Origin of the sequence: Bombella intestini (genome assembly GCF_002003665.1) — a bacterium.
Classification (GTDB): Bacteria; Pseudomonadota; Alphaproteobacteria; order Acetobacterales; family Acetobacteraceae; genus Bombella; species Bombella intestini.
Genome location: NZ_JATM01000001.1, coordinates 647,265 through 670,913, shown reverse-complemented (window position 1 = coordinate 670,913; position 23,649 = coordinate 647,265). Strand labels below are relative to the sequence as shown.

Sequence of the window (23,649 nt, the reverse complement as noted above, 5' to 3'; positions counted from 1 at the left end):
GAAGCATCAGAGTATTTAGCTTAGAGTTGCTTATGGTAGCTCTGAAAGTCATCTGCTTCCGTTTGCGGCATAAATCCTTTCCCTTGAGTGGAAAGTGTCAAGAAGGGATGGCTTTTTATAAAAATGAGAAAGGTCATAAGTGCGCCCTTTCTCTATTATGCTTTTGTAGCTCTTGTTATGGTTGGCCCCTTCACAAAACTCTCAAGAGCTTCTTGAGACAGGAAAGACGCATCCTGTTTAGGTCAGTCTGCAATGTGTCTGAAACACGATACAGACACGTCTATAATTCTCTGTTTTTTTATTAAAACTAAAAGTATTTTCTAAATATAAATAGAATTTTCTTATAAAAACAAAGTAAATTTACATATTTATCTTCTGTTTCAATATAGAAAAATAACAGAATATTTATTTTTTCCTGATACTCACTCTCCGGGTCAAATTTATCGTGTAGTGCCATGCAAGGGGTCCTGACGTCTTGATGGAACCATTTCTAGTTTTGAAGAAGCAGACGGTCCCAGCCAGTCTTCAGGCTGTCCTTTCCATTTTTGTGGAATGGGACGCTGTGGAGAACGTTCGTTGGTCTTTTCCAAGTCGGCTACCATCTGATGGAACGCTTGCCCAGGCGGGACGTCTGACTTGGGGCAGGGTGTTCAAGATGGTTGGTTCTGTCTTCGTGTCTGGCGTGCTGTCGTGGCAAGTAGGGGCAGCTACGGCTCAGCCGCTTGATATCAAGGATTTCGGACAGCTTGCCTTGCGTTGTGGGCCAAATGTAGCTCCTGTCACGCTTGCGTCAATTGCGCAGACGGAGTCTGGTTTCGAGCCTTTTTTGTTGCATGACAACGATACGCAGAAAGTGTTCAGGGCGGCCGATGATCGGCAGGCTGCTGAAATAGCATCAACCCTGATTGCATCGGGTCATTCGGTCGATCTTGGTCTCATGCAGATCAATTCTCATAACCTGCCACGTTTTGGTCTGCAGGTCCGTGACGTTTTTGACCCATGCGTGTCGATAGGTGCGGCCTCCATTATTCTGTCGGATGCCTATGTGGGTGGACAGACACATGAGGAACAGCAGGCGGCCCTGCGTGTGACAATCTCCCGGTACAATACGGGGGATGCTCAACGTGGTTTTACAAATGGTTATGTGAGTAAGGTTGAGGCTTCTGCACGTAGGATCGTGCCTGCTCTTGATGTTGGTTCAGTGTCGGATGGCGTGAAGGTGTCTCCACCAGCCCGGCAGGTTTCGGCTGCCGCAGACCCGGACGCTCCCCCTTCGTGGGATGTGTGGGGCAGCCCCGAATACAGCTCCGCATCTGATGCGAAAAAAAATGCGGACCAGCCGCGTGCGTCTGATGCTGCGTTGTTTGTTCAGGCCACGGACAGTCCTGTGGTCTTCTCTTCTCTTCATTAAGGAATAAGACATGTTGTCACTGTCAAAAGGCGTCGCGCTTCGTGAAAGGTCCATCCGGGCAGCCAGGTCCGCATGGGTGATGGGCCTTGTCGCTCTTCCGTCTGTCGCACGTGCCTCTGGCGTTACGGGCGGTCTGTCTCCGGAAACGATGATTAACAACATCTGCTCATTCATCCTTGGGGCGTTCGGGCAGAGCCTTGCCATTCTCGGTATCATTGCCATTGGCCTCATGTGGATGTTCGGGCGTGCCTCGCTGATGGCCGTTTCGGGTGTTGTTGGGGGAATTATCATCATGTTCGGTGCTTCCTCTCTCGGGAAGATGCTCACGGGGGGCTGAAGCGTGGAAAAACTGGACGAAGACACTCTGTTCCTAGCCGCTACTCGGCCAGCATTGGTGGCGGGCGTGCCGCTGCCGCTGGCTGGGCTGTTTCTGATGATTGCCGGTTTCATCATCGTTTTTCTCAAGAACCCTCTCTATGAGGTCTTGATGGTGCCGCTGTGGTTCGGAGCAAAAGTGCTCGTCTCCCGTGATTATAACGCCGTCAATGTTGCCTATATTGCGATTAGGACGTCCGGGCGTGCGATCGATAGATCGGTCTGGGGTGGGGCCTCCGTTAGCCCCAATCCCGTCAGGGTTCCGAAACGTGGAAGAGGGATCGTCTGATGTTCGGGAAGTCCGGGGGTATCGAGCGGTCTGGTGAAATCTACCTGCCTTATGTGGGGCATATCGCCAAGGATGTCGTGCTGCTGCGTGACGGGTCGGTCATGGCCATGGGGCATGTGCAGGGCGTGCCCTTCGAGCTGGAAGAAATATCGGTAAGGAACGGGCGCAAACGGAACCTCAATACGGTCTTGCGCAACATTGCTGATGACAACGTCACCGTCTACACGCATCTCATCCGGCACCCGGATGTGCCGGAGCTGCCTGACACTCAGTTCCGTTCGGAGTTTTCCCGCAACCTGCATCGGGCTTTTAACGAGCGTGTGTTGAAGGGCCGTCTTTACCGGAATGATTATTTCTTTTCGGTAATCGTCTCCCCCCGGAATGTCTTGGGCAAGATGGGCAGCAAGATGATGCGCTTCGGCAAGAAGGCACCAGCCGAGGGGAGCAGTGCAGTCGTAAGACAGCTGGAAGACATCTGGCAGGTCGTGTCGTCTGCGCTAGACAGGTACGGTGTCCGCCGTCTTGGACTGCGGGAGTCCAACGATGTGGTGTTCACGGAAATTGGTGAGGCTCTGCGCCTCATCATCTCGGCCTTTTGGATGCCCGTCCCACTGGTCTCCGGGTCTCTTGGAGCTTCGCTCTATACGGATCGGGTCATCTGTGGGAAGCGGGGATTTGAGATAAGGTCACTCGACCACAGTAAAGTGGGTGGCATTTTTTCCTTTCGTGAGTATCCGGCCAAAACCCGGCCGGGAATGCTCAATACGCTTCTGAGTGTCGAGTTTCCCATAGTAATTAGTCAGTCCTTCGGGTTTCTGACACGAGCGCAGGCCGATGAAAGACTGACGCTGAAGACCAACCAGATGGCGAGTTCTGGCGACAAGGCATCCAGTCAGATGGATCAGCTGACGGACGCCGTGGATAGGCTCATTTCCAACGAGTTTGTTTTTGGAACGCATCATTTCTCGCTTGCCGTGTATGCGGACAACCTGGCCGATCTAGGTGAAAGAAGTGCCCGGGCACGGGCTCGTCTTACCGATGCAGGGGCCGTGGTTGTGCAGGAGATCATGGCGCTGGAGGCAGCCTTCTGGTCGCAACTGCCGGGAAACTGGGAGTTCAGGACACGGGCCGGAAGCATAAACAGCAGCAATTTTGCCAGCCTTTCCACGTTTGACAACTTCCCGGCCGGTGCTAGGGCAGGGCATTGGGGAACCGCCATTGCCCGCTTTAGGACTGATGGTGCGACACCGTATGATTACGTCCCGCATGTGAAGGATGTCGGGATGACGGCCATTTTCGGTCCAATTGGCTCCGGGAAGACCACCATTCTCATGTACATCATGGCGATGATGGAACAGGCCCTCTCCACCGTGAACGGTGCTGTCGTGTTCTTTGATAAGGATCGAGGCGGTCAGCTCCTCGTGCTGGCGACGGGTGGCACCTATCTCGTGCTGAAGCGGGGCGTGTCCTGCGGCCTTGCCCCGATGCGTGGCCTGAGTGGGGATGCGGATGATGTCGAGTTCCTGCGGCAGTGGATTACCGGTCTCATCGAAAGTGATGGCAAGGGCGGTATATCGTCGGAGGATGCCAAGCGGCTCCAACGTGGTATCGCCCGCCAGATGAGCTATCCGGTTGAGATGCGGTCTCTGGCGGGGGTGCGTCAGTTCCTCATGCATGGTCCTGCGGAGGGAGCCGGGGCACGGCTGGAACGGTGGTGCCGTGGGGGAGCTCTGGGGTGGCTGTTTGATGGCGATGAGGACAGTGTGGATTTGTCCAGTGCCATCACGGGTTTTGACCTGACCGCTTTCCTTGATCACGAAGAGATATGCGCCCCCACGGCGGCGTATCTGCTCTACAGGATCGAGAAGGTGGTGGATGGACGCCGCTTCCTCATGAGCTGTGACGAGTTCAGGGCTTATCTTCTGGATCCAAAATTTGCGGCGGTCATCGACAAGTTCCTGCTGACGGTCCGGAAGAATAACGGAATGCTGATTCTGGCAACGCAGCAGCCAGAGCATGTGCTGGAATCAAAGCTGGGTGCGTCTCTGGTAGCGCAGTGCATGACCAAGATTCTGTACCCGTCTCCGACGGCAGACAGGGCGGCCTATATGACAGGGCTGAGCTGTACGGAAGGTGAGTACGCTGCCATCCGTGAGGGGATGGTGGGAGATCCAAAACGCTTTCTCATGAAGCGTGAGAATGGCAGCGTCATATGCGAGTTCGACCTGTCCTCTATGCCGGAATATATCGCCGTGCTTTCGGGACGGGCGAACAGGGCCAACTTCGCCGAGCAGCTGCGCATGAAATACGGCAACGATCCAAGCCAGTGGCTTGAGCATTTCATGACCCGTTATCACGAGGCCAGAGACTAAGGAGAATAAGGTGGTGGGAAAGATTGTCTGTCTGGCTTCGGTCATGCTGGCCACGGTCATGGTTCTGACCGTCAATGTGCGTTCTGCCAGGGCACAGATCATGGTGATGGATAATGGCAGTATTACACAGAGTATCGCCAATACGGCTAGGGAAGTTGCTCAGCTGACCCAGCAGTATAATGAGATGGTCGACCAGTATAAGATGTTCACACATGTGCCGGATGTGTTCAATGGCATGCTCAGCGATTTCAAGCGGCAAATCCTGCAGCATCCGCTTCCAGATGTTGGGAATATTGTTGATCAGATTACTGCGGATACCGGCAAGGTGAGCGAGTATGGCCAGCGTTTTGCAGGTCTGAATCGCTATGTGGTGTCAGATCAGGACAAGGATCCGATCAGCCAGTTTCTGCGGCAGGGAACAGCATCTCTTGCCAATATTCGAGGTCTTGCGATGCAGAACCTGACATCACTCGATGAGCGGCTGAATAAGCTGGATGAGATGCAGGAGACATTGAGTGACGCCACAGATATCACACAAATTTCGGCCATAAACGGGCGGATTGCCGTTGAATCTCAGGCCGTTCAGGCGCAGCTGGCGACCGCGCAGAACCTGCAGATGCTGTCCCAAGCGCAGATGGCAAATCAGCAGCTGCAGGAGAGGGCAGAGGGGCGTGCCGATGAACTCAAGGCGGCTGACTGGTGGAAGAAGGGGCACTAGCCACCGGGGAAAGGAACATTCGGTCTAGGCACGGTGTGCCTGGGTGAAGAGGGTGATGATGGGGCCGGACGGTGAGAAGGTTCTGCTTGGGGGCATCGGGGGAGTGAATGGTCGATGAGGATATACGCAAGAGACATTTTTGAAGTTGTTAATGATCAGATCGTGCTGGATTTCGATAACAAGATGAATGTGCTTGTCAGCAAGACGCTGGGGGCACTTGCTGCACCTTTCAGTGCGCTGATCGTCCTGTGGGTGATCGTGACGGGTATTCTTGTCATGCGTGGGGACATAGACGTGCGGCGTGGCATCACGCGGATCATTCGTGTCGCCCTTGTGTCGGCCTTCATCTTGGAGGCCGGTGTGTATAACACTTACGTTGTCCAGTTCTTCCGCAATGGATTGCCAACTTGGATTGCTTCCACCATCACGTCCGGTCAGGCCCTGAGCACGCCGGAACTGCTAGATGACATCATGGCCAGCCTCTCGGGAAGTTCGGCTGCGATCAAGGCCATTCTCTCCGTGATGCAGGTCTCGGATCATCAGAAGTTGGCCATAGTTGATACCTGTAATGGTCTCATGCTCGGTGAGGTCTTCACCATCTATCTCTGCGCACAGGTGGTGATGGATGTCGTGCTGACCATCGGGCCGTTTGTGATTGCAGGTTTCCTTTTTGAGGCCACGCGTGGCTTTGCGGAAAGATGGATCGGGCAGATGGTCGGCCTGATTCTTCTGTCGGCCATGGTGGATATCTCCGTGATGGTCTTTGCGCAGGGCATCACCCATTACCTCAGCCAGGTTGGTGTGGAAGAGCTTGTCGAGCAGGGACTGGGAGCCGTTGCGACCGGAGCCCTGTTCAATGCAACGATTTTCGTGATGATCTGCGCGTCTATCGTCAATCTTCTTCCTGCCATCGCCGCTATCATTGGTGGTGGGATAGAAGTCAGGTCGGCTGGGTCAGCAATGAGTAGTGTTGTTGGAGGTTCGTCTTCAGGAAGCAGGATGGCGAACAATATTGCGCGCCGGATGTTTAAGTAAAGAAAACTGGATACTTGTAAGTTGGGAAGGGAGTTATCCTGATGTTGAACATCAGAACAGGGTCTGTCGTTCTCATGCTGCTGGCTCTGGCGGCCTGTAGCGGACATGATCCGGTTTCGAAATGTAAGGGGCCTGTTTTCCAGCTCAATACGGGGCATTGGAAAGCGCAGCCGGCGGAGCTGACGAAACAGGAAAGGGTGAGCCGCTGATGAGCAAGGACCTGTTTGTTCCGCCCGTCCCGAAAGAGAAGCTCGCCGAATATTATGAAAAGGTCGAGACGTTCCAAGAGGCACGGGCACGGGCCGTCACCCGCATCAACAAGTTTCTTGTTGTCGGCCTGACACTCTCAATGCTGGCCAATCTTGGTCTGGTCTGGTCCGTGGTGGCTCTTTTCCCGCTGGAGAAGCTTGTTCCGATGCCGCTCTGGGTCCGCCCGGATGGAACCGTGGACAGCGAGATCTCTATGTCACGCCTGCCGAAGACTATGGATGATGCGGTCGTCAATGCTGCCGTCTGGCAGTATGTGCGGCTTCGTGAAGGCTACACCTATGCGACTGCCCAATATGCCTATGACACCGTATCACTTATGAGCACGGATGCGGTGCGGGACGCCTATCAGAACTGGTTCAATTTCCCCAATCCGAGAAGCCCCCAAGTCACGGTGGGTCAGAGGGGCCAGATTGATGTCGAGGAGCTGTCGATGGCACCGATTGGCGGGAACGTCATTCAGGTGCGTTTCCGGCGGCGGGTGTCGATGGAGGGTGCCAAACCGGTGGAAACGACCTGGATCGCAACGGTGCAGATCATGAAGGTGCAGGATATTCCCCCCAAGGCCCGTCTGAGCAACCCGGGTGGTGTGATTATCTCGTCCTATCAGTCGTCAGAGGATGGCGTACAATGAAGAGTCTTGCCGTTGTTGTTCTGGGTCTCGTGGCTGGCCTGTCTGTCGTCCCGGCCCATGCGGAGCAGGACCCACTGCCCAGTCGTCATGATACTAGAATGCGGTACGTGCCGTATGTTCCGGATCAGGTGGTGCATCTTTCGACATCGGTCGGTGCAACGCTGGTTGTCGGTTTCGGAGCGCACGAGACTGTTGACCGGGTTGCTGTCAGTGACAGCATCCATCTGAAGGCGGCTCCGGCAGGCAGCTATCTGTTCTTCAAGGCGACAAATGGGCTGAGTCTCCAGCCGGTCATTGTCCTGACACGCAATGATCAGGGCCGTGCCCGCCGTTATGTTTTTGAGGTGGCCACCGTCCCGTCCGAAACGCTCGCCAATTCGACTGATGGCATTTATTACAGCGTCCAGTTCACCTATCCGGGGGATGCGGCTGCCGCACGCCGGGCCGAGGCCGCCGCCCGTAAGAAGCGGGAACAGGAGGAGGTCGAGGCCCGTACTCGTCAGCTCGAGACACAGTTGGCGCATGAACGGATGGAGCGTGAAACCAGAGACCCCGACTTTGGCATAAAGAACTGGAAGTATGTGGGGCAGGGGGACCGTTCTTTGCTTCCGTTCGAGATGTGGGACAACGGCAATGTCACGGTGTTCCATTTCCCCGGCAATGTCCGGTTGCCCTCCATTTTCTTCATCGGTCCTGACGGGCATGAGGCCACGGCAAATTACAGCGTGAAGAACGATCCGGCAGGCTGGGGCACCCTAGTTATTGCGGATCATGTTGCGCCCCGGTGGCGTCTGCGTGATGGCAATACCGTCTTGTGCCTTTTTAACAAGGCGTTCGACCCTGTTGGTCATAATCCTGGAACAAACACGATTAGCCCGAATGTCAGGCGGGTGCTGAAGGAGGGGGCACAATGAGCGACAAGCAAGACAATCATGACAGCCCTGAATCCATCAATCAGGGTGGTTCCATGGTTTCCGATGAGACCCGTCGGGAACTGACATCGTGGCAGAAGGTAGGCATCGCCGCCCTAGTGGCGGTGGTTATGCTGGGTTTCGTCTGGCTGCGAGCTGGCGATGGACCGAAGAAGACTGAGCAGGTGGCTGTTCAGCGGGCCACGGTGTCGCCCGGGTACCACCTGCGTAGTGCCCCACCAGCCCCGCCGCCACCGCCCGTGCCCATGCCTGTTCAGCCCCAGTTGCAGCGGATGCCTCTGGTAACTCCCCGCTCGACCCGTCATGAAATGAACCCGGCTGAAAGTCCGATTTTTGCGGTATCAGGCGAAGCGGGAGGGGCTGCTTCTGCGCCTGCTTCTGCTCCGTCGGTCGTGGGTGGGGGTGGACAGCAGGGGCCGGGTTCAGATGGACAGTTCCAGAAGCCGGCAGGTGAAGCAGAGGGCAGCCCCTTGGCCGCCAATCTGAAGCCGACCCTTCTTGCAGGCGCGCGGGCGCACATGCTTCCGCATCCGGATTTTCTCATCACGAAGGGGACGATCATTCCCTGCATTTTGCAGACTCGCCTGAATACCCAGCTGGCAGGCTATACGAAATGCGTGGTCCCGATGGATATCCGCAGCACGACAGGCAATGTTGTGTTGCTCGACAAGGGAACTCTTGTGACGGGCGAAATGCAGCACGGCCTGTTGCAGGGTGAGGATCGAGTTTTCGTCGTGTGGGATCGTGCCGAAACACCTGAGCATAGCGTCATCGAGCTTGATTCGCCGGCTACGGATGAACTCGGGCAAAGTGGTATCGGCGTGACGGTGAACAATCACTGGTGGAAGCGTTTTGGCAGTGCCATTCTCCTCAGCGTGATTCAGGGTGCGCTTGATGTCGGCGTGGAGGCGGCGTCACGCATTGGTGCCTCCGGCAGCAGTGGCGGCTCCTATTTTAATTCGTTCCAGTCGAACGGACAGACGGTTGCGAACTCCGCACTTCAGGCCGGTCTCAATATCCAGCCCACGGGTGAGAAGTCTCAGGGCAAGACCGTGGCGATCTTTGTGGCGCGTGACCTAGATTTCTCGGGAATTTACGAGCTGCGGACAACGGCAGGTGGCTATGGTCAGTGAGGCGGCAGTCCAGCTCCGCTGGCTGATGAAGCCACTGGCGGTATGGCTTGAGGACCCTGCAACGGAGGAGATCTGCATCAACAGGCCGGGTGAGGTGTTCGTCCGCCAGAGGGGCACGTTCACCCAGTACGAGATTCCACTCTCATATGAGGACTTGGAAGACATCGCTATTCTGGCCGGGGCACTGCGCAAACAGGATGTAGGGGAGCGGCACCCGTTGTGCTCAACGGAACTGCCCGGTGGTGAACGTCTTCAGATATGCCTGCCTCCATCGGTACCGGCTAGGACAGTCAGTCTAACCATTCGCCGGCCGAGTAACAGGGTGGCTGAACTCGCTTCAGTGACGAAACGGTATGATATTTCACGATGGAACCGCTGGCAGAACAGGACGGAAGCCGAAGAAAGGCGGCATGAAGAAGTTCTGGGTTATTATGACAGCGGAGATTTGGAGGCATTTCTAGCGGCCTGTGTACGCAACCGTCTGACCATGCTGCTGTGTGGGGCCACGGGTTCTGGCAAGACCACGATGAGCCGGACGCTCATCTCGGCAATACCACTTCATGAGCGGCCGATCACGATTGAGGATACACCGGAACTCATCATTCCGCACCCGAACCATGTGCGACTGCTTTATTCAAAATCAGGGACAGGCATTAATTCCGTCAGTGCGGAAGACCTCCTGCATGCCAGTCTCCGCATGAGGCCTGACCGTATCCTGCTGGGCGAAATGCGTGATGATGCGGCATGGACATACCTTAATGAGGTTGTTTCCGGTCATCCGGGTTCCATCTCCACCATTCACGGGGCCAATCCGGTTCAGGCCTTCAAGAAGCTGTTTTCACTCATCAAGGGGTCGCCGCAGGGGGCGGCCCTTGAGGACAAGACCCTCGTGGACATGCTGTCATCGGCCATTGATGTGATCGTGCCTTTTGAAACGACGGGTGAGGTCTATTCCATCGGAGAGGTCTGGCTCGCTGCTGATGCACGCCGCAACAAAGAGACCGTGGCCGATCTGCTGACACGGTACTGAAGGGAGATAGGGCATGGCTTTCGCAAACTGGTCTCCTGTGATGACCGTCCGGCTCATAGTTGGCATCGTGCTGGCATTTGCGGGATGGACGGTTGTTGCTTCCCTTGTCTTTCTTGCAGGGACGGGGCTGTTCAGCTCGTTTGATTATCCATTCTATCAATGGTGGCTCTATCTCTATTATGGGCGGGACAATCCGGTCGTCGTGCACTGGCTGAAGATCGGGGCGGGAGCAGGCGGCACCGCCATCCTAGTGATGGCTGTGGTCATCGCTGCTGCTGCCCGCCGCAGCATGGCCCAGCTGTTCCGGCGTTCTTCCCTGTCTGGCGGTGGCGTGCGGGCGTCTGTCAGGGGTGTGACGGGAAATCATGGCCATGCGGAATGGATGACCATGAAATTCGCTCGGATGCTCTTCCCCGGGCCGTCTCCCGAATATGGTGGTGTTGTCGTTGGGGAGGCCTACCGTGTGGATGAGGATAAGGGAGCACGGTTGCCGTTTATGCCTAAGGATTCCAAAACGTGGGGAATGGGGGGACATGCACCGCTTCTGATTGATCCATGTGAGAGTGGCTCAACGCATAGTTTGGTTTTCGCCGGGCCGGGGTCCTTTAAGTCAACCTCGGCAGTCACTACGCTAACGATGTGGACTGGGTCCGTGGTCGTGCTTGATCCCAGTACGGAACTGGGGCCGATGCTGAGGCCATTCAGGGAGTCGCTTGGCCATCAGGTTCATGAACTGAACCTGGGTGGGGGAATAGGTTTCAATGTCCTTGATTGGATCGACATCAATTCCCCGGAGGCCATCACGAACATTCAGGATGTTGTGTCTTGGATATGTCGGGAGAGTGGTGGAGGCAAGAAGGATTCCAACAGTGATTTCTTCGACCGGCAGGGACGCAACCTGATAACATGCCTTCTGGCGCATATGCTGTATGATCCAGACCTGCCAGCGGAGCAGAAAACGCTGCGTACGCTTCGCAGTGGCCTTAGCATGCCACAGGATGACGTGCGGGCCCTTCTGAAGATCATTCATGAGACCAGTGCCTCTACCTACGCCCGTCAGATAGCAGGAGCTGTCATGGGACTTGTGGAAGAGACATTTTCAGGGGTGTATGGCAGTGCGGATGATAAGACGTCGTGGCTGTCAAACCCGGCGTTTGCCGAGCTGGTATCTGGTAACAGTTTTCGGTCGTCAGATATCATGAATGGCGGGATGGATGTTTTTGTTCAACTGCCCCTGCGTGCGCTGGAAAACACGCCTGAAATTGGCCGTACCATCGTAGGGGCGTTGCTCAATTCTGTTTATGAGGCGGATGGCCGGATCCAAAACCGCGTGCTGTTTCTGCTGGATGAAGTGGCCCGCCTTGGGCCCATGCGTATTATGGCGACAGCCCGTGATGCGGGGCGGAAATATGGCATAACGTTGCGCCTCCTGTATCAGTCCGTCGGCCAGCTTGAAGAACAGTGGGGGCGTGAGGGGAAGAGGGCTTGGTATGATGCGGCGGTGCACCGCACGTATGTGGCCATTTCTGACCTTGAAACCGCTAAGGAGCTGGAAGAGACGTTCGGGAATTACGGCGTCGTGGCGACATCAGGCGGTAGTAACAAGGGTAGCTCCAGCAAAGGGCTGGGGGGTGGCGGCAGGTCCCATGGAACGAATGTCAGTTACAGTGAAATGAGCCGCCCGCTCATTCGTCGTGAGGAGCTGCTGAACAATACCCGTGTTGATGAGGCGTTTGTTGTCGTGCGGGGGGCTAGTCCCTTGCGGTGTGGCGTGCCCATCTATTTCAGGCGTCCGGAAATCAAGGAAAAGATTGCGGCCAGTAGGTTTGGAAAATCTTTAGGGTGACATGGTGAAAGCCGGTCCGTTACCGGAGGAAAATATCTTTCCCGGTGGCGTGACCGGCTTCCGTTGTGGTGGTGCTCAACAGTGGTCTCGTGATTGTCAGTCCGAGATATCATGCACATCAAGGATTGTCGTTTGACTATTTTGCCTGAAATAAGGAACGGCATCTTCGATGAAGCTGCGTAGTCCCGGTGTCTCATACCCCTTGCGGATGAAGATCCAAGCTTCAAGGGGGTAGTAGTTTATGGAATGTTTACCCCTCAGCACGTCGGCAAAGGCTTGTCCTGCTGCTCCACCTTCGGCGTCGGATGGATACTGGTAGAGGATCACGCTGACCATGTTCCCATCCTTGTCGAAGATATCGGTATGGACATTAGTGACACAGGCGTGAGGCTGGCATGATGAGAACATCAGGAAATCACCCTTACGCAAATCGCCGCCTTCAATATTAACGCCAGAGATTGATGCTTTGTAGTTTTCTATCAGATATGATTGAAGTTTCTTGTTGAGAGCACGGAACCTGGCAGATTTTTTGAAACTCTCTTCGCATTCCATAAACCTGACGTTGGTTTTTTTATCAGTGTATTCTAATACACGGACATATTGAGGATAATCTAGAATATCTGTTGAATTAGGTTCTATTTTTTTTTTAATGAGTCTGTCGCGCATGTGGTCTGGATGTTCAAAACGACATGAGACCTGTGTGTCTGAAGCTCCTGCCGTGACATTGGTCAAGGCAAGAAGAGCGGTTATTACAAGGAGCGTTTTGGAACGAAGGACGGTGCAATGCATGCGTTTTCTCCTGATTCTTTTGTTAGAAGACTGGTATCGCCTCTGAGGACCTGCACATCGTTTTTAGCCCTTTGCTTCCCAATGATGCCCGGGAAGTAGCGTTCTATGTCGTCGGCCGCTTTAGTGATCTCCCCTTCGAGAAGTTCCTGATAGAGATCTCGTTTCTGCTGCTTGTCGTTGGGGTGTCCAAAGTTTGGTCCCATGACATAAGACAGATCTACTAGGACCGTCTTGACAGGCTCAGACAGGTCATCGAAGGCGTGAGGAACCTGACTATTTCTGTCAAACCGTTTTTGGGCCTTGTTCGTAATTTGATTGAAGGTGATATTGGACAGACAGTCCACTTCGTCTGGACTGAGACCAAGAGAATGTTCTGTGGAGAGCATATATTTACCTGCTTTTTGGCCATGAAGCCCCTTATGATCATGGCCTGCCGCAAAAAGGATATCTGGTATTCTGTCGAGTACCTTCTCTACTCTCGTACGCAACTCCTCAGGAACATCTTTTGCGGCTCTGACGGCTTTCTTGAATTCCTCCCGTGTATGCTGCGCTAGGTCCACACCATGGCCGACTGTTACGCCAGAGGAAGGACCGCCAGGGTAATAACCATTCAACTGATGACTTGGGTCACCCCCCTCGTTGTCATAGACGAACTTACGATCTCCCGTAGTCAGGCCATCCTCAGGTTTTGGAGCTAGGGAGCATGACGGTCGAGTGGACAGTCCCTGTCGAGAGTTTTCTTCCAGATGACGTCCATCTTCCGGCTGTCGGCTCCTCGCTCTTACTTGTTTTAAGAAGTAATCATGTTGTGTGCGGTCTGACATCTGAACCCTGCCTTATCCGAAGAAGGGTAGTTTAGGTCTTATTGCATTAAAATAGAGATAACAGGGTGTTGCTTTGGCCTTTATCTGAGATGATCAAGGTATTTTTTTTGAAGTATATTCATGTCGCCTTCATTTTTATACAATATAATTTCATGGATTTTTGTAATATAAATTAAAAAAGCGTCTCACTTATGTCGATGTTATTTTTAATTTTCGAGTTTTGGGAATTATTCTATTATAGATTGTTTCATCTGTGATGAGCAGACAGGGACTACCCTTTGTCGTTAGGCAGTTAATTAGGACGATCATGGTAGTTTGTTTCTACTGCCCTGAAAACCATGTTCCCACGGCATTATTTTCAATCATGGCTAGAGCTGCATTTTCTGCATCAGGGCACGTTTTCAGATAGGCACCGCGCACAGCCTTTGTTAAATCGGCATCATATCCAGACCACGGATCAAATACTCTGATATTGAAATATATTTGATTAGGACCCACACAGGCGGGGCCGCCAGACGTCCCCATACCAACGTAGGGAGCAAGGCACAGAATGGTCGAGCAAGCTGGCGAGCTGCCCCCCATTTTATTGATGTTATCCAACATCTTTCCAACTTTTTTTCGCATGTGTTTTCTTACGTACGGAAAACCATCGGGAAAGGCGTGAGCCGTCTGGAGAGTGGATACAATTAAAAGAGGTAGTAAAATCATTACCTTAATTATGTTTTTCTGATGGTATCTCATCGTATTCCTCCAGATTGACGCAAGAGACCATTTTTTTCTGCCGTGCATTGGTGGTTTGTAGAGAAAAAATGTTAAATAATTTATAATTATTCTCAATGTGGTCGGTGAGCTAATTGTAAATATAGGATAAAGTTGATTCTATTGCTGAGGTTGCTCGTTCTAGCGAGCGGAAAAGCGGGTTATCATGGAAGTGCACGACAGCTATCTGTATTAATTCATGAAGCGTAATCAGACGGGATTGAGGGTGTATTTTTCAGGCTTCGAGAGAGCCGTTACTTGTTGTTGGTCTGGAAAATTCAAAATGTCGCCGCCTAGGAGAGGGAGGTCTCTCGTAGGAGGAAACGACATCTTGTGTGAGTCGCTCAGTAAAACCACAGGATATTGTGGCTCCTACGCCTCAGAGTCGGCGGCTTATAAAAAACTTTAATAACACAAATAATGCGCTGTTTTCTCGGCTCTTTATGTTTCCCGTCAGGGAAAGGGCGGCATTGTTCATGATCTTTCTATTGAAAGTGAGAAGAGTTCTCATCTAACGTCATTCGTGAAGCAACTCGCAGAGAGAGGGAGACGCCTCATGAATATCATTCAGATTGCAGACCGGCGTAACGGCTATGGCGCATCCATGAAGACACTGGCCCGGGAGGAGCAGACAGCCTTGTGGGCACTGCGGTATCTTTTGGGGCCAAGCTGCTGGCGGCGTTCCATGTCTCTGTCCGGGTTGTTAGGGCAGGAGGCAGAACGCCTTCAAGAGCGGTTCAAGGCGCTTTTCCTGCATGCTGTCTGCGGGACGGCTTCGCTGGAATATTCAGCAACGGAAGAGCATCTTCTCAATATTCTAGCCGATATGCAGAATGCACCAGAAGAGCAGGTGTTACATTCTGAGCTGGGAGAGGCTCTGATGCATCTTGGTTCGGCACTGGCTGCTTATGGGTATTGGCTGCCTGTGCGTGGGAAGGTGCAGGCAGTTGCAGAGAAGATGCCGATGCCTGCATTGGCACAGGATAATTATCCAGAGATGATGGAAGCAGCAGAATAAGCAAATTTCAGGGTGATATCTGTTGTCTCGTGCTTATTCTGCCTTGAAACTGTGGGTGTGGCAGTGTTTGTATATGGGCTTCTTATTACAAACAGCCGGAGCCAATGGTGGAAGTTCAGTCCATAACCTTTCCTGAAGGTATAACCCTTCAATGTGGGGAGAAGGTTGCTCCGTTACGGGTTGCCCATCAGACATATGGCACTTTGTCTCCCAAGCGGGATAATGTCATTGTTATATGCCACGCCTTTACGGGGGATCAGTACGTTGCCAGCCCACATCCCGTTACTGGGAAGCCGGGCTGGTGGTCTCGTATGGTGGGGCCGGGCTTGCCGATTGATACGGACCGTTTTTTTGTCATCTGCACGAATGTGTTGGGCGGATGTATGGGAACAACAGGGCCAACAAGTGAGCGAGCTGGTACAGGGCGGCCATGGGGGAAGGATTTTCCACCCGTCACCATGCACGACATCGTTGCGGCTCAGGTGAAACTCATTGATCATTTTGGCATTGATAGGCTGTTTGCCGTTATCGGCGGGTCGATGGGTGGTATGCAGGTGCTGACATGGGCGACAGATTACCCAGACCGGGTTTTTGCCGCCATGCCGATTGCGACATCACCGTTTCAGTCCGCACAGAATATTGCGTTTAATGAAGTCAGCCGTCAGGCTATTTATGGTGACCCGAACTGGCATGGCGGAGACTATCAGGCCCACGGTGTCATCCCGGCTCGTGGGCTGGCGGTGGCTCGGATGGTCGGCCATATCACCTATCTTTCTGAAGAAGCCTTAACCAGAAAATTCGGTCGGGAGATCAGGCCCGGAACCGTACCATCTTCTGGTGATCCATTATCGGCCCTTCCTTTTGGAGGGATGTTTCAGGTGGAAAGCTATCTGCGGTATCAAGGCTCCAATTTCACACGGCGTTTTGATGCTCATTCTTACCTGACGATTTCGAGGGCTATGGATTTTTTTGATCTGGGCAGTGAACATGAGGGCAATCTCTCAGCTGCATTTCGAGGCGTAAAAACCCGTTTTTGTGTCGTGTCTTTTAGTTCGGACTGGTTGTTCCCAACATCTCGTTCTCGCACTTTGGTGCGGGCGATCAATCAGGCCGGGGGACATGTCTCCTTTGTGGAGATAGATAGCGATCGAGGGCACGATGCGTTTCTGCTGGAAGAGCCGGACTTTGATAGAACTATTCGGGGATTTCTAAACGGAATGGCTCGGCAGGCAGGATTGTCAGCAGGGGAGTGTGACAATGCGGTTTGATCAAGAACTGATCGCCAGCATGGTAGCACCTCATAGTCGGGTTTTGGATATTGGCTGCGGTGATGGAAGCTTGATTGGCTATCTCTCGCGGGAAAAAGACTGCGATGCTCAGGGGCTGGAGCTGGATATGAAAGCAGTCACGCAGTCTGTGGCGCATGGTCTGCCTGTCATGCATGGGGATGCTGATGACATGTTGGCCGATTATCCCGATGGAACTTTCGACTACGTCGTGTTGCAACGCACGCTTCAGGCCGTTGATTGTCCACGGGATGTCTTGCGGCATATGCTGAGGATTGGTCGCTCTGCCTTGGTCTCTTTCCCTAACTTCGGACATTGGCGGCTACGCTGGCATCTGTTGCGGACGGGGCGTATGCCAATGACGTCCGTTTGGCCGACACCGTGGTACGAGACGCCCAATATCCATCCTTGCACAATTTATGATTTTTTCGCGTTGTGCGAAGAAGACGGGTACGAGGTCTGCAAATGGATGGTGGTGAATGGCAATCGTCAATCCCGTTTGGCAGGAGCCTCGCCACATTTAGCTAACCTTTTCGGTGAACAGGGACTGTTTCTTCTGCGCCGTAAAAGGTAAGGTAAGCGTGGAATTTGCAGAGACGTTAATAAGGTAGAACACCAAAAAATAACCTTCTGTTTTCCTTTGCTTTTTGCGAGATGGAAGAAAATTGCTCCTATCACTAAATAAGGCGATAGAAGGGCAGTGCGTTTTTCCTCTTGTTATAAGACAAATAGAGTCCTATTTTCGGACGAGGCGAGCGGAGCCCATCGTTAGGGAGAGGCTCAAACGTCCATTTTATGCGGTGTTGCCAGGTGGATTTGCTGGAATAACGCCGGTTTTGAGGAAGAATCATGAGCAGTTTCAAAGCTCTCGGTCTGGCGGCCCCCATTTTGCAGGCCCTGGATGGAGAAGGCTACACGACGCCAACCCCCATTCAGGCCGGGGCAATTCCCCATCTCATGGAGGGGAAGGACCTTCTCGGTCTGGCACAGACAGGGACAGGGAAAACAGCAGCGTTCGCTCTGCCTATCCTTCACTACCTGTTGGAACACCCCCGCAAGGCTGCACCACGCAGTGCCCGTGTTCTGGTTTTGGCTCCGACAAGGGAGCTTGTGGCACAAATTGGTGACAATTTTGCCGCCTATGCCCGCCATATGAAATTCTCTCACGCCGTGATTTTCGGTGGTGTGGGGCAGAATCGACAAGTCGAGGCTATGAAGCGTGGCGTCGATGTCATGGTTGCGGCTCCCGGTCGTCTGCTAGACCTCGTAGGGCAGGGGCATATTGACCTTTCCACGCTAGAAATTGTTGTGCTGGATGAAGCCGACCGTATGTTGGATATGGGCTTTGTCCATGATATCCGCCGGATTGTGGCTCGCCTGCCGGAGAAGCGGCAAACGCTGCTATTTTCTGCAACTATGCCATCGTCCATTCGTGAGTTGGCACATTCCTTGCTGAAGGACCCGGAGACAGTACAGGTCACGCCAGAGTCCAGCACGGTGGATCGTATTCGTCAGGCTGTCCTGTTTGTGGACTCGACCCAGAAAAAAGAAGCCCTGATGATGCTGGTTAATAGTGACCGTGTCGTGCGGGCTGTTGTTTTCACGCTCATGAAGCATGAGGCCAACAAGGTTGCAGAGTATCTCAGTAAAAATGGGATCCCGGCAGCTGCTATTCATGGCAACAAGTCGCAAGGTGCCCGTGAGCGGGCTATGCAGGGCTTCCGTGATGGCAGCGTGCGTGTGCTGGTGGCCACAGATATCGCTGCCCGTGGCATTGATGTTGATGAAGTGTCCCACGTTTTCAATTACGACCTGCCTAACGTGCCAGAGGCTTACGTTCATCGTATTGGGCGGACGGCTCGTGCTGGACGGGACGGTTGGGCGGTGTCTCTTTGTGATGCCGAACAGCGTGCATGGCTACGGGATATTGAAAAGCGCATTGGTAAGGCTGTGCCGGTCATTACGGATCATCCGTATCATTCTGCCGATGCACAGAATTCTACCCTACCGCCGCCCGTCCTCGGCGGTGGCCGTGGCGGACGTGGTGGTCGCAATGGCGGTGGTGGCCGTGCAGGCGGCGGGCGGGGACGCTCTTCCCAGCAGTCTGGGTCTCGTTCGGCAGGGGCCGGACAGGGTGGTGCTAGGAACAGGCGGCGGCGGTTTTCTTAAAGATTCAGCCGGCATGTTTGCACTGATAAGCAGCCTCGCATTTCGCGGGGCTGTTTCTGTATGGGGCCATGCCTACATAAAATAGAGGAAAAGCCATGATGGAGGAGCTGTTACCCCATGAGTATTACGAAAATCACAAAGCCAGCTGACTTGATCTGGGGGCATGGCCCTCGGGAAGTGACGTTCTTTCTGGAACCGACTTGTCCTTTCAGCGTCCGTGCTTCTCGCAAACTTATGCCGTTTTTAAAGCATGTAGGGGAAGATGTACTGACCCTTCAGGTAGTGCTGCACTCTCAGCCATGGCACTTGTTTTCTGGGGTATTGATGCGGTGCATTTTGGCAGCGGCGGCGTTGCCGGCCGGCCGGGATGAAGCATGGCAGACCTTGCGAGCGATTGGGGATCATCGGGAAGAGTTTGAGTTTTTCCATCATTGCGAAGGGGCGAATATGCAGACTACACCAGATGAGCTGATAGCTCGTCTGGAAGTCTATACTCGTCTTGCTCTGGCAAAACCTTTCCATCTGGCAAGCGTGACAGATGCCATGAAGGCCCACACCCGCTACGCCAGAGAGAATAGTATCCATGTCTCTCCGACCGTCATGCTGGATGGCAAAGTAGATGACCGTTTCCAGAGTGGGCAGTCCATTGAGGAGTGGGCGACTCTTCTAAGGTGAAGGGGTGTGCCGGAATGATAAAAGAATGCGGAAGGTTATTACGGCATATTCATGGTGACGTAACATGCTGGCCATGGAATATAGTGTAGTTATGATTGTACACGGGAAGCTATTTACTTGGAAGGACGTATGATGAAACGCACTGGCATTTTGATGGGTATTGGATGGTTAGGTGCAACGGGCCTTGGCATATCGAACCTGACAGGGGCGCAGGCGGCGTCTTATGGTGGACAGATCAGGCAGGTTAGTGATGTGCGTGACCGGAACGGCTCCTATGTCGGCAGTATAGACGGGGACGGCATCATGCGGGACCGTAACGGTTCTTCCATCGGCAGCTTGGAGCGGGACGGTATTATCCGTGACCGGAATGGCTCTGCTTTTGGGAGTATGGATCAGAACGGTATCGTGCGTGATCGCAATGGCTCTTCTGTTGGCAGTCTGGACAGGGATGGTACTGTGCGGGACCGCAACGGCTCTGCCGTTGGGAGCATAGATAGGGATGGTATCCTGCGTGATCGGAACGGCTCTTCTGTGGGGAGTATAGATCAGGGCAGCATGGGGGGATCGCTTTCTGGAAGTGATCGGACAACGGGAGCCCTTATCCTGCTGAACCGTCTTCCCCGATAATTCTGATCGCTATCGTGTGATAGTGGGGAGTGTTTCATGAGGTGTTTCGGAATTTTGATGATGACCGCTTGGCTCGGCATCATGGGCATGTCGTTTCATGATGCGACAGCAACGCCGTATGACTATCAGAACCCGGCAGGGTCTGGGCGGGACCGGGTAGGGGATGTGTACGGTGTTGGTGGGCAAGCGGCTGGGCGCGTAGGTCGGGACGGATACCTTACAGATGCTCACGGTATGACGGTTGGCCATATGGATAGCGATGGTTTTCTATATGATCTACATGGAGGGCGTGTAGGGCGTATCAGTCAGGGCGGCTACCTGTCTGATGACCAGGGTTCCATTATCGGTAATGTTGACCAGGATGGGGCAGTTTATGGTCCTAATAGGGTGCCGGCTGGGCGCATTCTTCAGGATGGAACGCTGCTGGATGCATCCGGCTCTTTTCGGGGCCGTGTCCCGCCTGCAGATCGTACGGCAGGGATGTTGATGCTGCTTGGTCGTATGCCGAGCTGATACGCAGGCCAGCCTTGCATGAAGTGCGCTTGTTATCTGCATGGCGGGCTTTCACCGTGGAGACGAGGCGTATGGCGTCTCTCTCCAACAGGGGATAGCGGCCCTGTTTAGGACAGGGTCTGTCATTTAGAGTGAAAGGCCAGAAAAATGCCGACAACAGCATCACATGAGCATAAAGCACCGCGCGCCAGTAGTTCTTTGCATGAGTTGGCCCGTAAGGCCGTTCATACGCCGAAGTTGCTGACAAAGGAGGAGATCATCCGTCTGGCGGATCATGTTCTGAAAAGTGGCGAGCACGCCACCGAAGAAGAGCATAAAATTGCCAAGAAGGCCCATCACAACCCCGAAGGGCTAGAGGCTGCCCAGATTACGGCCCTTGGCAAGCGTGCCGAGCATGACCACAGGGGCTGATTGATTCTATGGGTTCATACGATTTTAGGGTCTGCCGTCTCCGGTGGGGAGGGCAGGCCTTTTTTATAGGATGGCCCAAGTCTAGGTCCCTATGAAGCCCCCAAAGTAATACTCAGTATAGCCGCAGCCGCTCACCCCAAAAGGCGAAGGAAACTGCCATTTTTTGAGGTTCTTATGGCGGATGGGGTGAACTCCTAACCTTTGATCCTTTCTTTTTCCTTAAAATAAAAAAACCCCCTGAAAACAGCCAGTTATGAGAATGTTCTTTTTCTCCCTCTTTCATTTTCTTCCTCTATAGCGCAAGAGTGAAGGAAGGACAGAGAATGGGATGTTAAGGATACATGGCCCGGCGTTTATACAAGCTGACAGACAAAACCATTCAATCGCTACCGGAAGGCAATCATAGCGATGGTGGAAATCTGTATATCCGTATCCGGGTGAAGGGTGATCTTGTGCATCGCTTCTGGAACATTCGGTACAAAAGCCCGGTCACTGGCCGTATCAGAGAAATGGGCATCGGCTCACTGGAAATATGCAGTTTGCGGGAAGCTAGGCAGAAGGCTTTTCATGCCCGGAAGCTCATTGCGGATGGCATGGACCCGCTGGAAGAACGGCAATGCGAACAAGCAGAGCATTTGCGCCGGGTAGGTAAGACATTTGCCTATGCTGTGCAGGCTTACCTTCAGCGTCAAAAAGTAAAATGGAGAGACCCCAAAGCTCCTTCTGCATTTCTCAACACGCTAGAGCAATACGCCTTCCCGATTATAGGCCAAAAGCCCGTTGCGGCCATCTCACAGAATGATGTGTTAGCCGTTCTGCTTCCTATTTGGGAAAGCAAAACAGAAACGGCCCGGCGTATCCGTAACCGCATAGAACAAGTCTTAGATTATGCGACTGCCCTGCATTGGCGGGAAGGTGACAATCCGGCCCGATGGAACGGCCCCCTTGCTCATATCCTGCCAGAACCAGCTAAGCTGATACGGGATCGTAAGCAGCCACATTATGCCCTGACAGTTGAGCTATTGGGGCAGGCCATCAAACACCTTGAGCACGTGGGAAGTGTTGGCGCTCTGGCTGTTCGTTTCTGTGCCTTTACGGTTTGCCGTTCTGGAGAGGTGCGTGGGGCACGCTGGCAGGAAATTAACCTAACGGACGCCGTATGGACGATCCCGGCGCACCGTATGAAAGCTGGCAAGGAGCACCGTGTTCCTTTGTCCCGTGCGGCTATGTCAGTGCTGGAATTAGCTAAGCCTCTTTATGATGGGCGCATGGATGCTTTGGTTTTCCCCAATAACAAAGGTGCGGCTCTTTCAGATGTGGCTTTAAGTAAGGCTCTCAAGAACGCTGCATACCCCCTGACAGGGGATAGGAAAGCGACCGTCCACGGGATGCGGTCCACGTTTCGGGATTGGGTGGCAGAAGAAACAGAGTATGACGCTACAGCGGCAGAACTAGCCCTTGCTCATACGGTAGGTAGTACAGTCGAGCGGGCCTATCGCCGGGGGGATATGTTCGCTAAGCGCCGGGCATTGATGGAGGCGTGGGCTGAAAGACTATCTTTCAAAGTAAATGTGTGATGGTCACACATGGAAGGTTAAATACTGACCCGTTCCACTCTGGATTGCGTAAAATATTACGTAACATAAAATGTTACAAAAGGCGATCTGTGCAGGTTATGTGCACACCTGCACATGTGACTGTATGTCACATATTCTTCCGAGACACAGTACGGGATTAAAAACAAGCCTTGAACTTTCGAGATGGGCGGGAAATAATCATTTTGCAACTTACAGCAAGAAAGGCAGAAGGCTTGATGCATCAACTCCCTACATATCTTTCCCCTAAGCAGTTCTGTGAAATGTACAGCGTGAGCGCTGCTACCCTGTATCGCATGATTGCAGATGGGAAGATTGAGGCCCGCAAGATTGGCCGTGTGACCCGTATTTCCCTAGAGGATGCAAAGAACTTCTTTGCCTCTTGCCCCAAGATGGAGACACGGGGAAAATATAACAGGTCATAAAAAGAAACCGCTGCCAGAATCAACCAGCAGCGGCCTCTTGCTCTATTTTGCCGAAACGATATTTACTTGGCGGTATAACTGTTCCGGCAAATGGGCACCCACACAAAGATTTAAAAGGAAGTGCCTATGCGGAAGCATATACGGCAAGCGTGCCTTAGCGCAAACAAAAATAAGGGTCTGTTTCAGGGGGTAAGAACTGCCCTGCCAGCTCATACCCTAGCGATATTGTCCCGGCTTGCGCCCGGCGGGTATGTCAAAAGTGGCGAATATGTAGCCCTTTCTCCCTTACGGGCTGACAGGCATGTCGGTTCCTTCAAGTTCAACATCCGTAAGGGTATTGGGGCAGACTTTGCCACAGGATGGAAAGGTGATCTGATTGATCTAGCCGCCGCTCTCTCTGGAGGCAGTAAGCTGGAAGGGGCACGCAATCTTGCCCGGATGATGGGGATGGAGGTGTCAGGTCATGACTGACATATTCCGTCCACTCACTGATGAAGAAAAACACGGCCCCCCGTT

Annotated in this window: 26 protein-coding genes; 23 read left to right on the top strand and 3 right to left on the bottom strand. The window is 53.3% G+C overall.

What is annotated here, in order from left to right; translation table 11 throughout:
- The first annotated feature begins 478 nt into the window (after positions 1 to 478).
- The 12 genes from AL01_RS03155 to AL01_RS03105 all read left to right on the top strand — a co-directional run bounded on the left by AL01_RS03155 (position 479) and on the right by AL01_RS03105 (position 12,042).
- Entirely contained in the window at positions 479 to 1,411 is a 933-nt protein-coding gene (locus AL01_RS03155) for a lytic transglycosylase domain-containing protein (RefSeq protein WP_241502679.1), read from the top strand.
- 10 nt (positions 1,412 to 1,421) lie between these two features.
- The gene (virB2, locus tag AL01_RS03150; protein WP_077395800.1) at positions 1,422 to 1,748 is read left to right on the top strand and encodes a pilin major subunit VirB2; all 327 of its coding nucleotides are present in this window, start codon (positions 1,422 to 1,424) and stop codon (positions 1,746 to 1,748) included.
- Positions 1,749 to 1,751: 3 nt separating this feature from the next.
- A complete protein-coding gene (locus tag AL01_RS03145; RefSeq protein ID WP_077395798.1) occupies positions 1,752 to 2,075 on the top strand; it encodes a type IV secretion system protein VirB3 in 324 nt (107 codons plus the stop codon).
- Positions 2,075 to 4,447, top strand: coding sequence for a VirB4 family type IV secretion/conjugal transfer ATPase (locus AL01_RS03140; RefSeq protein ID WP_077395796.1), 2,373 nt, complete (start codon positions 2,075 to 2,077; stop codon positions 4,445 to 4,447). The genes AL01_RS03145 and AL01_RS03140 overlap by 1 nt, the downstream gene beginning before the upstream one ends.
- A gap of 10 nt (positions 4,448 to 4,457) precedes the next feature.
- Complete coding sequence (locus tag AL01_RS03135) at positions 4,458 to 5,165, top strand: type IV secretion system protein (RefSeq protein ID WP_241502668.1); 708 nt, start codon at positions 4,458 to 4,460, stop codon at positions 5,163 to 5,165.
- 114 nt (positions 5,166 to 5,279) lie between these two features.
- Positions 5,280 to 6,200 carry a type IV secretion system protein gene (locus AL01_RS03130; protein WP_077395792.1) on the top strand — a complete coding sequence of 307 codons (921 nt, stop codon included), beginning with the start codon at positions 5,280 to 5,282 and terminating at the stop codon, positions 6,198 to 6,200.
- A 41-nt stretch (positions 6,201 to 6,241) separates the two neighbouring features.
- Positions 6,242 to 6,409, top strand: a complete 168-nt coding sequence (locus AL01_RS09300) for a type IV secretion system lipoprotein VirB7 (protein ID WP_206599219.1) — start codon at positions 6,242 to 6,244, stop codon at positions 6,407 to 6,409.
- Positions 6,409 to 7,101, top strand: a complete 693-nt coding sequence (locus AL01_RS03125) for a type IV secretion system protein VirB8 (RefSeq protein ID WP_077395790.1) — start codon at positions 6,409 to 6,411, stop codon at positions 7,099 to 7,101. Before AL01_RS09300 ends, AL01_RS03125 begins: the two co-directional genes overlap by 1 nt.
- Positions 7,098 to 8,015, top strand: a complete 918-nt coding sequence (locus AL01_RS03120) for a TrbG/VirB9 family P-type conjugative transfer protein (protein WP_077395788.1) — start codon at positions 7,098 to 7,100, stop codon at positions 8,013 to 8,015. Before AL01_RS03125 ends, AL01_RS03120 begins: the two co-directional genes overlap by 4 nt.
- Entirely contained in the window at positions 8,012 to 9,166 is a 1,155-nt protein-coding gene (gene virB10, locus AL01_RS03115) for a type IV secretion system protein VirB10 (protein WP_077395786.1), read from the top strand. Before AL01_RS03120 ends, virB10 begins: the two co-directional genes overlap by 4 nt.
- Entirely contained in the window at positions 9,156 to 10,196 is a 1,041-nt protein-coding gene (virB11, locus tag AL01_RS03110) for a P-type DNA transfer ATPase VirB11 (RefSeq protein WP_077395784.1), read from the top strand. The genes virB10 and virB11 overlap by 11 nt, the downstream gene beginning before the upstream one ends.
- Positions 10,197 to 10,209: 13 nt before the next feature.
- Complete coding sequence (locus AL01_RS03105) at positions 10,210 to 12,042, top strand: type IV secretory system conjugative DNA transfer family protein (RefSeq protein WP_077395782.1); 1,833 nt, start codon at positions 10,210 to 10,212, stop codon at positions 12,040 to 12,042.
- Between the two features lie 96 nt (positions 12,043 to 12,138).
- On the opposite strand, the gene AL01_RS03100 is transcribed toward AL01_RS03105, so the two are convergent.
- The 3 genes from AL01_RS03100 to AL01_RS03090 all read right to left on the bottom strand — a co-directional run bounded on the left by AL01_RS03100 (position 12,139) and on the right by AL01_RS03090 (position 14,396).
- Positions 12,139 to 12,831 carry a hypothetical protein gene (locus tag AL01_RS03100; RefSeq protein WP_143280648.1) on the bottom strand — a complete coding sequence of 231 codons (693 nt, stop codon included), beginning with the start codon at positions 12,829 to 12,831 and terminating at the stop codon, positions 12,139 to 12,141.
- Positions 12,792 to 13,655 carry a pesticin C-terminus-like muramidase gene (locus AL01_RS03095; RefSeq protein ID WP_077395778.1) on the bottom strand — a complete coding sequence of 288 codons (864 nt, stop codon included), beginning with the start codon at positions 13,653 to 13,655 and terminating at the stop codon, positions 12,792 to 12,794. The genes AL01_RS03100 and AL01_RS03095 overlap by 40 nt, the downstream gene beginning before the upstream one ends.
- Positions 13,656 to 13,976: 321 nt before the next feature.
- On the bottom strand, positions 13,977 to 14,396 hold the full coding sequence (locus AL01_RS03090; RefSeq protein WP_143280647.1) for a hypothetical protein: 420 nt from the start codon (positions 14,394 to 14,396) through the stop codon (positions 13,977 to 13,979).
- Between the two features lie 574 nt (positions 14,397 to 14,970).
- Between AL01_RS03090 and AL01_RS03085 the strand changes: the two genes are divergently transcribed.
- The 11 genes from AL01_RS03085 (at position 14,971) to AL01_RS03035 (ending at position 23,604) form a co-directional block, all read left to right on the top strand.
- Positions 14,971 to 15,432, top strand: a complete 462-nt coding sequence (locus AL01_RS03085; protein WP_077395774.1) for a hypothetical protein — start codon at positions 14,971 to 14,973, stop codon at positions 15,430 to 15,432.
- A 104-nt stretch (positions 15,433 to 15,536) separates the two neighbouring features.
- Entirely contained in the window at positions 15,537 to 16,700 is a 1,164-nt protein-coding gene (gene metX, locus AL01_RS03080; protein WP_077395772.1) for a homoserine O-acetyltransferase MetX, read from the top strand.
- Positions 16,690 to 17,292, top strand: a complete 603-nt coding sequence (gene metW / locus AL01_RS03075; protein WP_077395770.1) for a methionine biosynthesis protein MetW — start codon at positions 16,690 to 16,692, stop codon at positions 17,290 to 17,292. Before metX ends, metW begins: the two co-directional genes overlap by 11 nt.
- Before the next feature lie 275 nt (positions 17,293 to 17,567).
- Complete coding sequence (locus AL01_RS03070; RefSeq protein ID WP_077395768.1) at positions 17,568 to 18,887, top strand: DEAD/DEAH box helicase; 1,320 nt, start codon at positions 17,568 to 17,570, stop codon at positions 18,885 to 18,887.
- A 117-nt stretch (positions 18,888 to 19,004) separates the two neighbouring features.
- Positions 19,005 to 19,562: a DsbA family protein gene (locus tag AL01_RS03065; RefSeq protein WP_077395766.1), complete on the top strand. Its 558-nt coding sequence runs from the start codon at positions 19,005 to 19,007 to the stop codon at positions 19,560 to 19,562.
- A gap of 129 nt (positions 19,563 to 19,691) precedes the next feature.
- The gene (locus tag AL01_RS03060) at positions 19,692 to 20,189 is read left to right on the top strand and encodes a 5-fold beta-flower protein (RefSeq protein ID WP_077395764.1); all 498 of its coding nucleotides are present in this window, start codon (positions 19,692 to 19,694) and stop codon (positions 20,187 to 20,189) included.
- A gap of 36 nt (positions 20,190 to 20,225) precedes the next feature.
- Positions 20,226 to 20,702, top strand: a complete 477-nt coding sequence (locus tag AL01_RS03055; RefSeq protein WP_143280646.1) for a 5-fold beta-flower protein — start codon at positions 20,226 to 20,228, stop codon at positions 20,700 to 20,702.
- Positions 20,703 to 20,849: 147 nt separating this feature from the next.
- The gene (locus tag AL01_RS03050; RefSeq protein WP_077395760.1) at positions 20,850 to 21,113 is read left to right on the top strand and encodes a hypothetical protein; all 264 of its coding nucleotides are present in this window, start codon (positions 20,850 to 20,852) and stop codon (positions 21,111 to 21,113) included.
- Between the two features lie 341 nt (positions 21,114 to 21,454).
- Positions 21,455 to 22,690, top strand: coding sequence for a tyrosine-type recombinase/integrase (locus tag AL01_RS03045; protein ID WP_077395758.1), 1,236 nt, complete (start codon positions 21,455 to 21,457; stop codon positions 22,688 to 22,690).
- Between the two features lie 236 nt (positions 22,691 to 22,926).
- On the top strand, positions 22,927 to 23,133 hold the full coding sequence (locus AL01_RS03040) for a helix-turn-helix domain-containing protein (RefSeq protein ID WP_077395756.1): 207 nt from the start codon (positions 22,927 to 22,929) through the stop codon (positions 23,131 to 23,133).
- A 126-nt stretch (positions 23,134 to 23,259) separates the two neighbouring features.
- A complete protein-coding gene (locus AL01_RS03035; RefSeq protein ID WP_077395754.1) occupies positions 23,260 to 23,604 on the top strand; it encodes a hypothetical protein in 345 nt (114 codons plus the stop codon).
- The last annotated feature ends 45 nt before the right edge of the window (positions 23,605 to 23,649 follow it).

Excerpts from the sequence above, each read along its gene's own strand:
- AL01_RS03090 (WP_143280647.1), bottom strand. The coding sequence starts at position 14,396 with ATGAGATACCATCAGAAAAACATAATTAAGGTAATGATTTTACTACCT.
- metX (WP_077395772.1), top strand. The coding sequence starts at position 15,537 with ATGGTGGAAGTTCAGTCCATAACCTTTCCTGAAGGTATAACCCTTCAA.
- AL01_RS09300 (WP_206599219.1), top strand. The coding sequence starts at position 6,242 with ATGTTGAACATCAGAACAGGGTCTGTCGTTCTCATGCTGCTGGCTCTG.
- AL01_RS03045 (WP_077395758.1), top strand. The coding sequence starts at position 21,455 with ATGGCCCGGCGTTTATACAAGCTGACAGACAAAACCATTCAATCGCTA.
- AL01_RS03140 (WP_077395796.1), top strand. The coding sequence starts at position 2,075 with ATGTTCGGGAAGTCCGGGGGTATCGAGCGGTCTGGTGAAATCTACCTG.
- AL01_RS03155 (WP_241502679.1), top strand. The coding sequence starts at position 479 with ATGGAACCATTTCTAGTTTTGAAGAAGCAGACGGTCCCAGCCAGTCTT.
- AL01_RS03040 (WP_077395756.1), top strand. The coding sequence starts at position 22,927 with ATGCATCAACTCCCTACATATCTTTCCCCTAAGCAGTTCTGTGAAATG.
- AL01_RS03105 (WP_077395782.1), top strand. The coding sequence starts at position 10,210 with ATGGCTTTCGCAAACTGGTCTCCTGTGATGACCGTCCGGCTCATAGTT.
- AL01_RS03095 (WP_077395778.1), bottom strand. The coding sequence starts at position 13,655 with ATGTCAGACCGCACACAACATGATTACTTCTTAAAACAAGTAAGAGCG.
- metW (WP_077395770.1), top strand. The coding sequence starts at position 16,690 with ATGCGGTTTGATCAAGAACTGATCGCCAGCATGGTAGCACCTCATAGT.
- AL01_RS03065 (WP_077395766.1), top strand. The coding sequence starts at position 19,005 with ATGAGTATTACGAAAATCACAAAGCCAGCTGACTTGATCTGGGGGCAT.
- AL01_RS03060 (WP_077395764.1), top strand. The coding sequence starts at position 19,692 with ATGATGAAACGCACTGGCATTTTGATGGGTATTGGATGGTTAGGTGCA.
- virB11 (WP_077395784.1), top strand. The coding sequence starts at position 9,156 with ATGGTCAGTGAGGCGGCAGTCCAGCTCCGCTGGCTGATGAAGCCACTG.
- virB2 (WP_077395800.1), top strand. The coding sequence starts at position 1,422 with ATGTTGTCACTGTCAAAAGGCGTCGCGCTTCGTGAAAGGTCCATCCGG.
- AL01_RS03125 (WP_077395790.1), top strand. The coding sequence starts at position 6,409 with ATGAGCAAGGACCTGTTTGTTCCGCCCGTCCCGAAAGAGAAGCTCGCC.
- AL01_RS03085 (WP_077395774.1), top strand. The coding sequence starts at position 14,971 with ATGAATATCATTCAGATTGCAGACCGGCGTAACGGCTATGGCGCATCC.
- AL01_RS03070 (WP_077395768.1), top strand. The coding sequence starts at position 17,568 with ATGAGCAGTTTCAAAGCTCTCGGTCTGGCGGCCCCCATTTTGCAGGCC.
- AL01_RS03035 (WP_077395754.1), top strand. The coding sequence starts at position 23,260 with ATGCGGAAGCATATACGGCAAGCGTGCCTTAGCGCAAACAAAAATAAG.
- AL01_RS03100 (WP_143280648.1), bottom strand. The coding sequence starts at position 12,831 with ATGCATTGCACCGTCCTTCGTTCCAAAACGCTCCTTGTAATAACCGCT.
- AL01_RS03055 (WP_143280646.1), top strand. The coding sequence starts at position 20,226 with ATGAGGTGTTTCGGAATTTTGATGATGACCGCTTGGCTCGGCATCATG.
- AL01_RS03120 (WP_077395788.1), top strand. The coding sequence starts at position 7,098 with ATGAAGAGTCTTGCCGTTGTTGTTCTGGGTCTCGTGGCTGGCCTGTCT.
- AL01_RS03050 (WP_077395760.1), top strand. The coding sequence starts at position 20,850 with ATGCCGACAACAGCATCACATGAGCATAAAGCACCGCGCGCCAGTAGT.
- AL01_RS03130 (WP_077395792.1), top strand. The coding sequence starts at position 5,280 with ATGAGGATATACGCAAGAGACATTTTTGAAGTTGTTAATGATCAGATC.
- virB10 (WP_077395786.1), top strand. The coding sequence starts at position 8,012 with ATGAGCGACAAGCAAGACAATCATGACAGCCCTGAATCCATCAATCAG.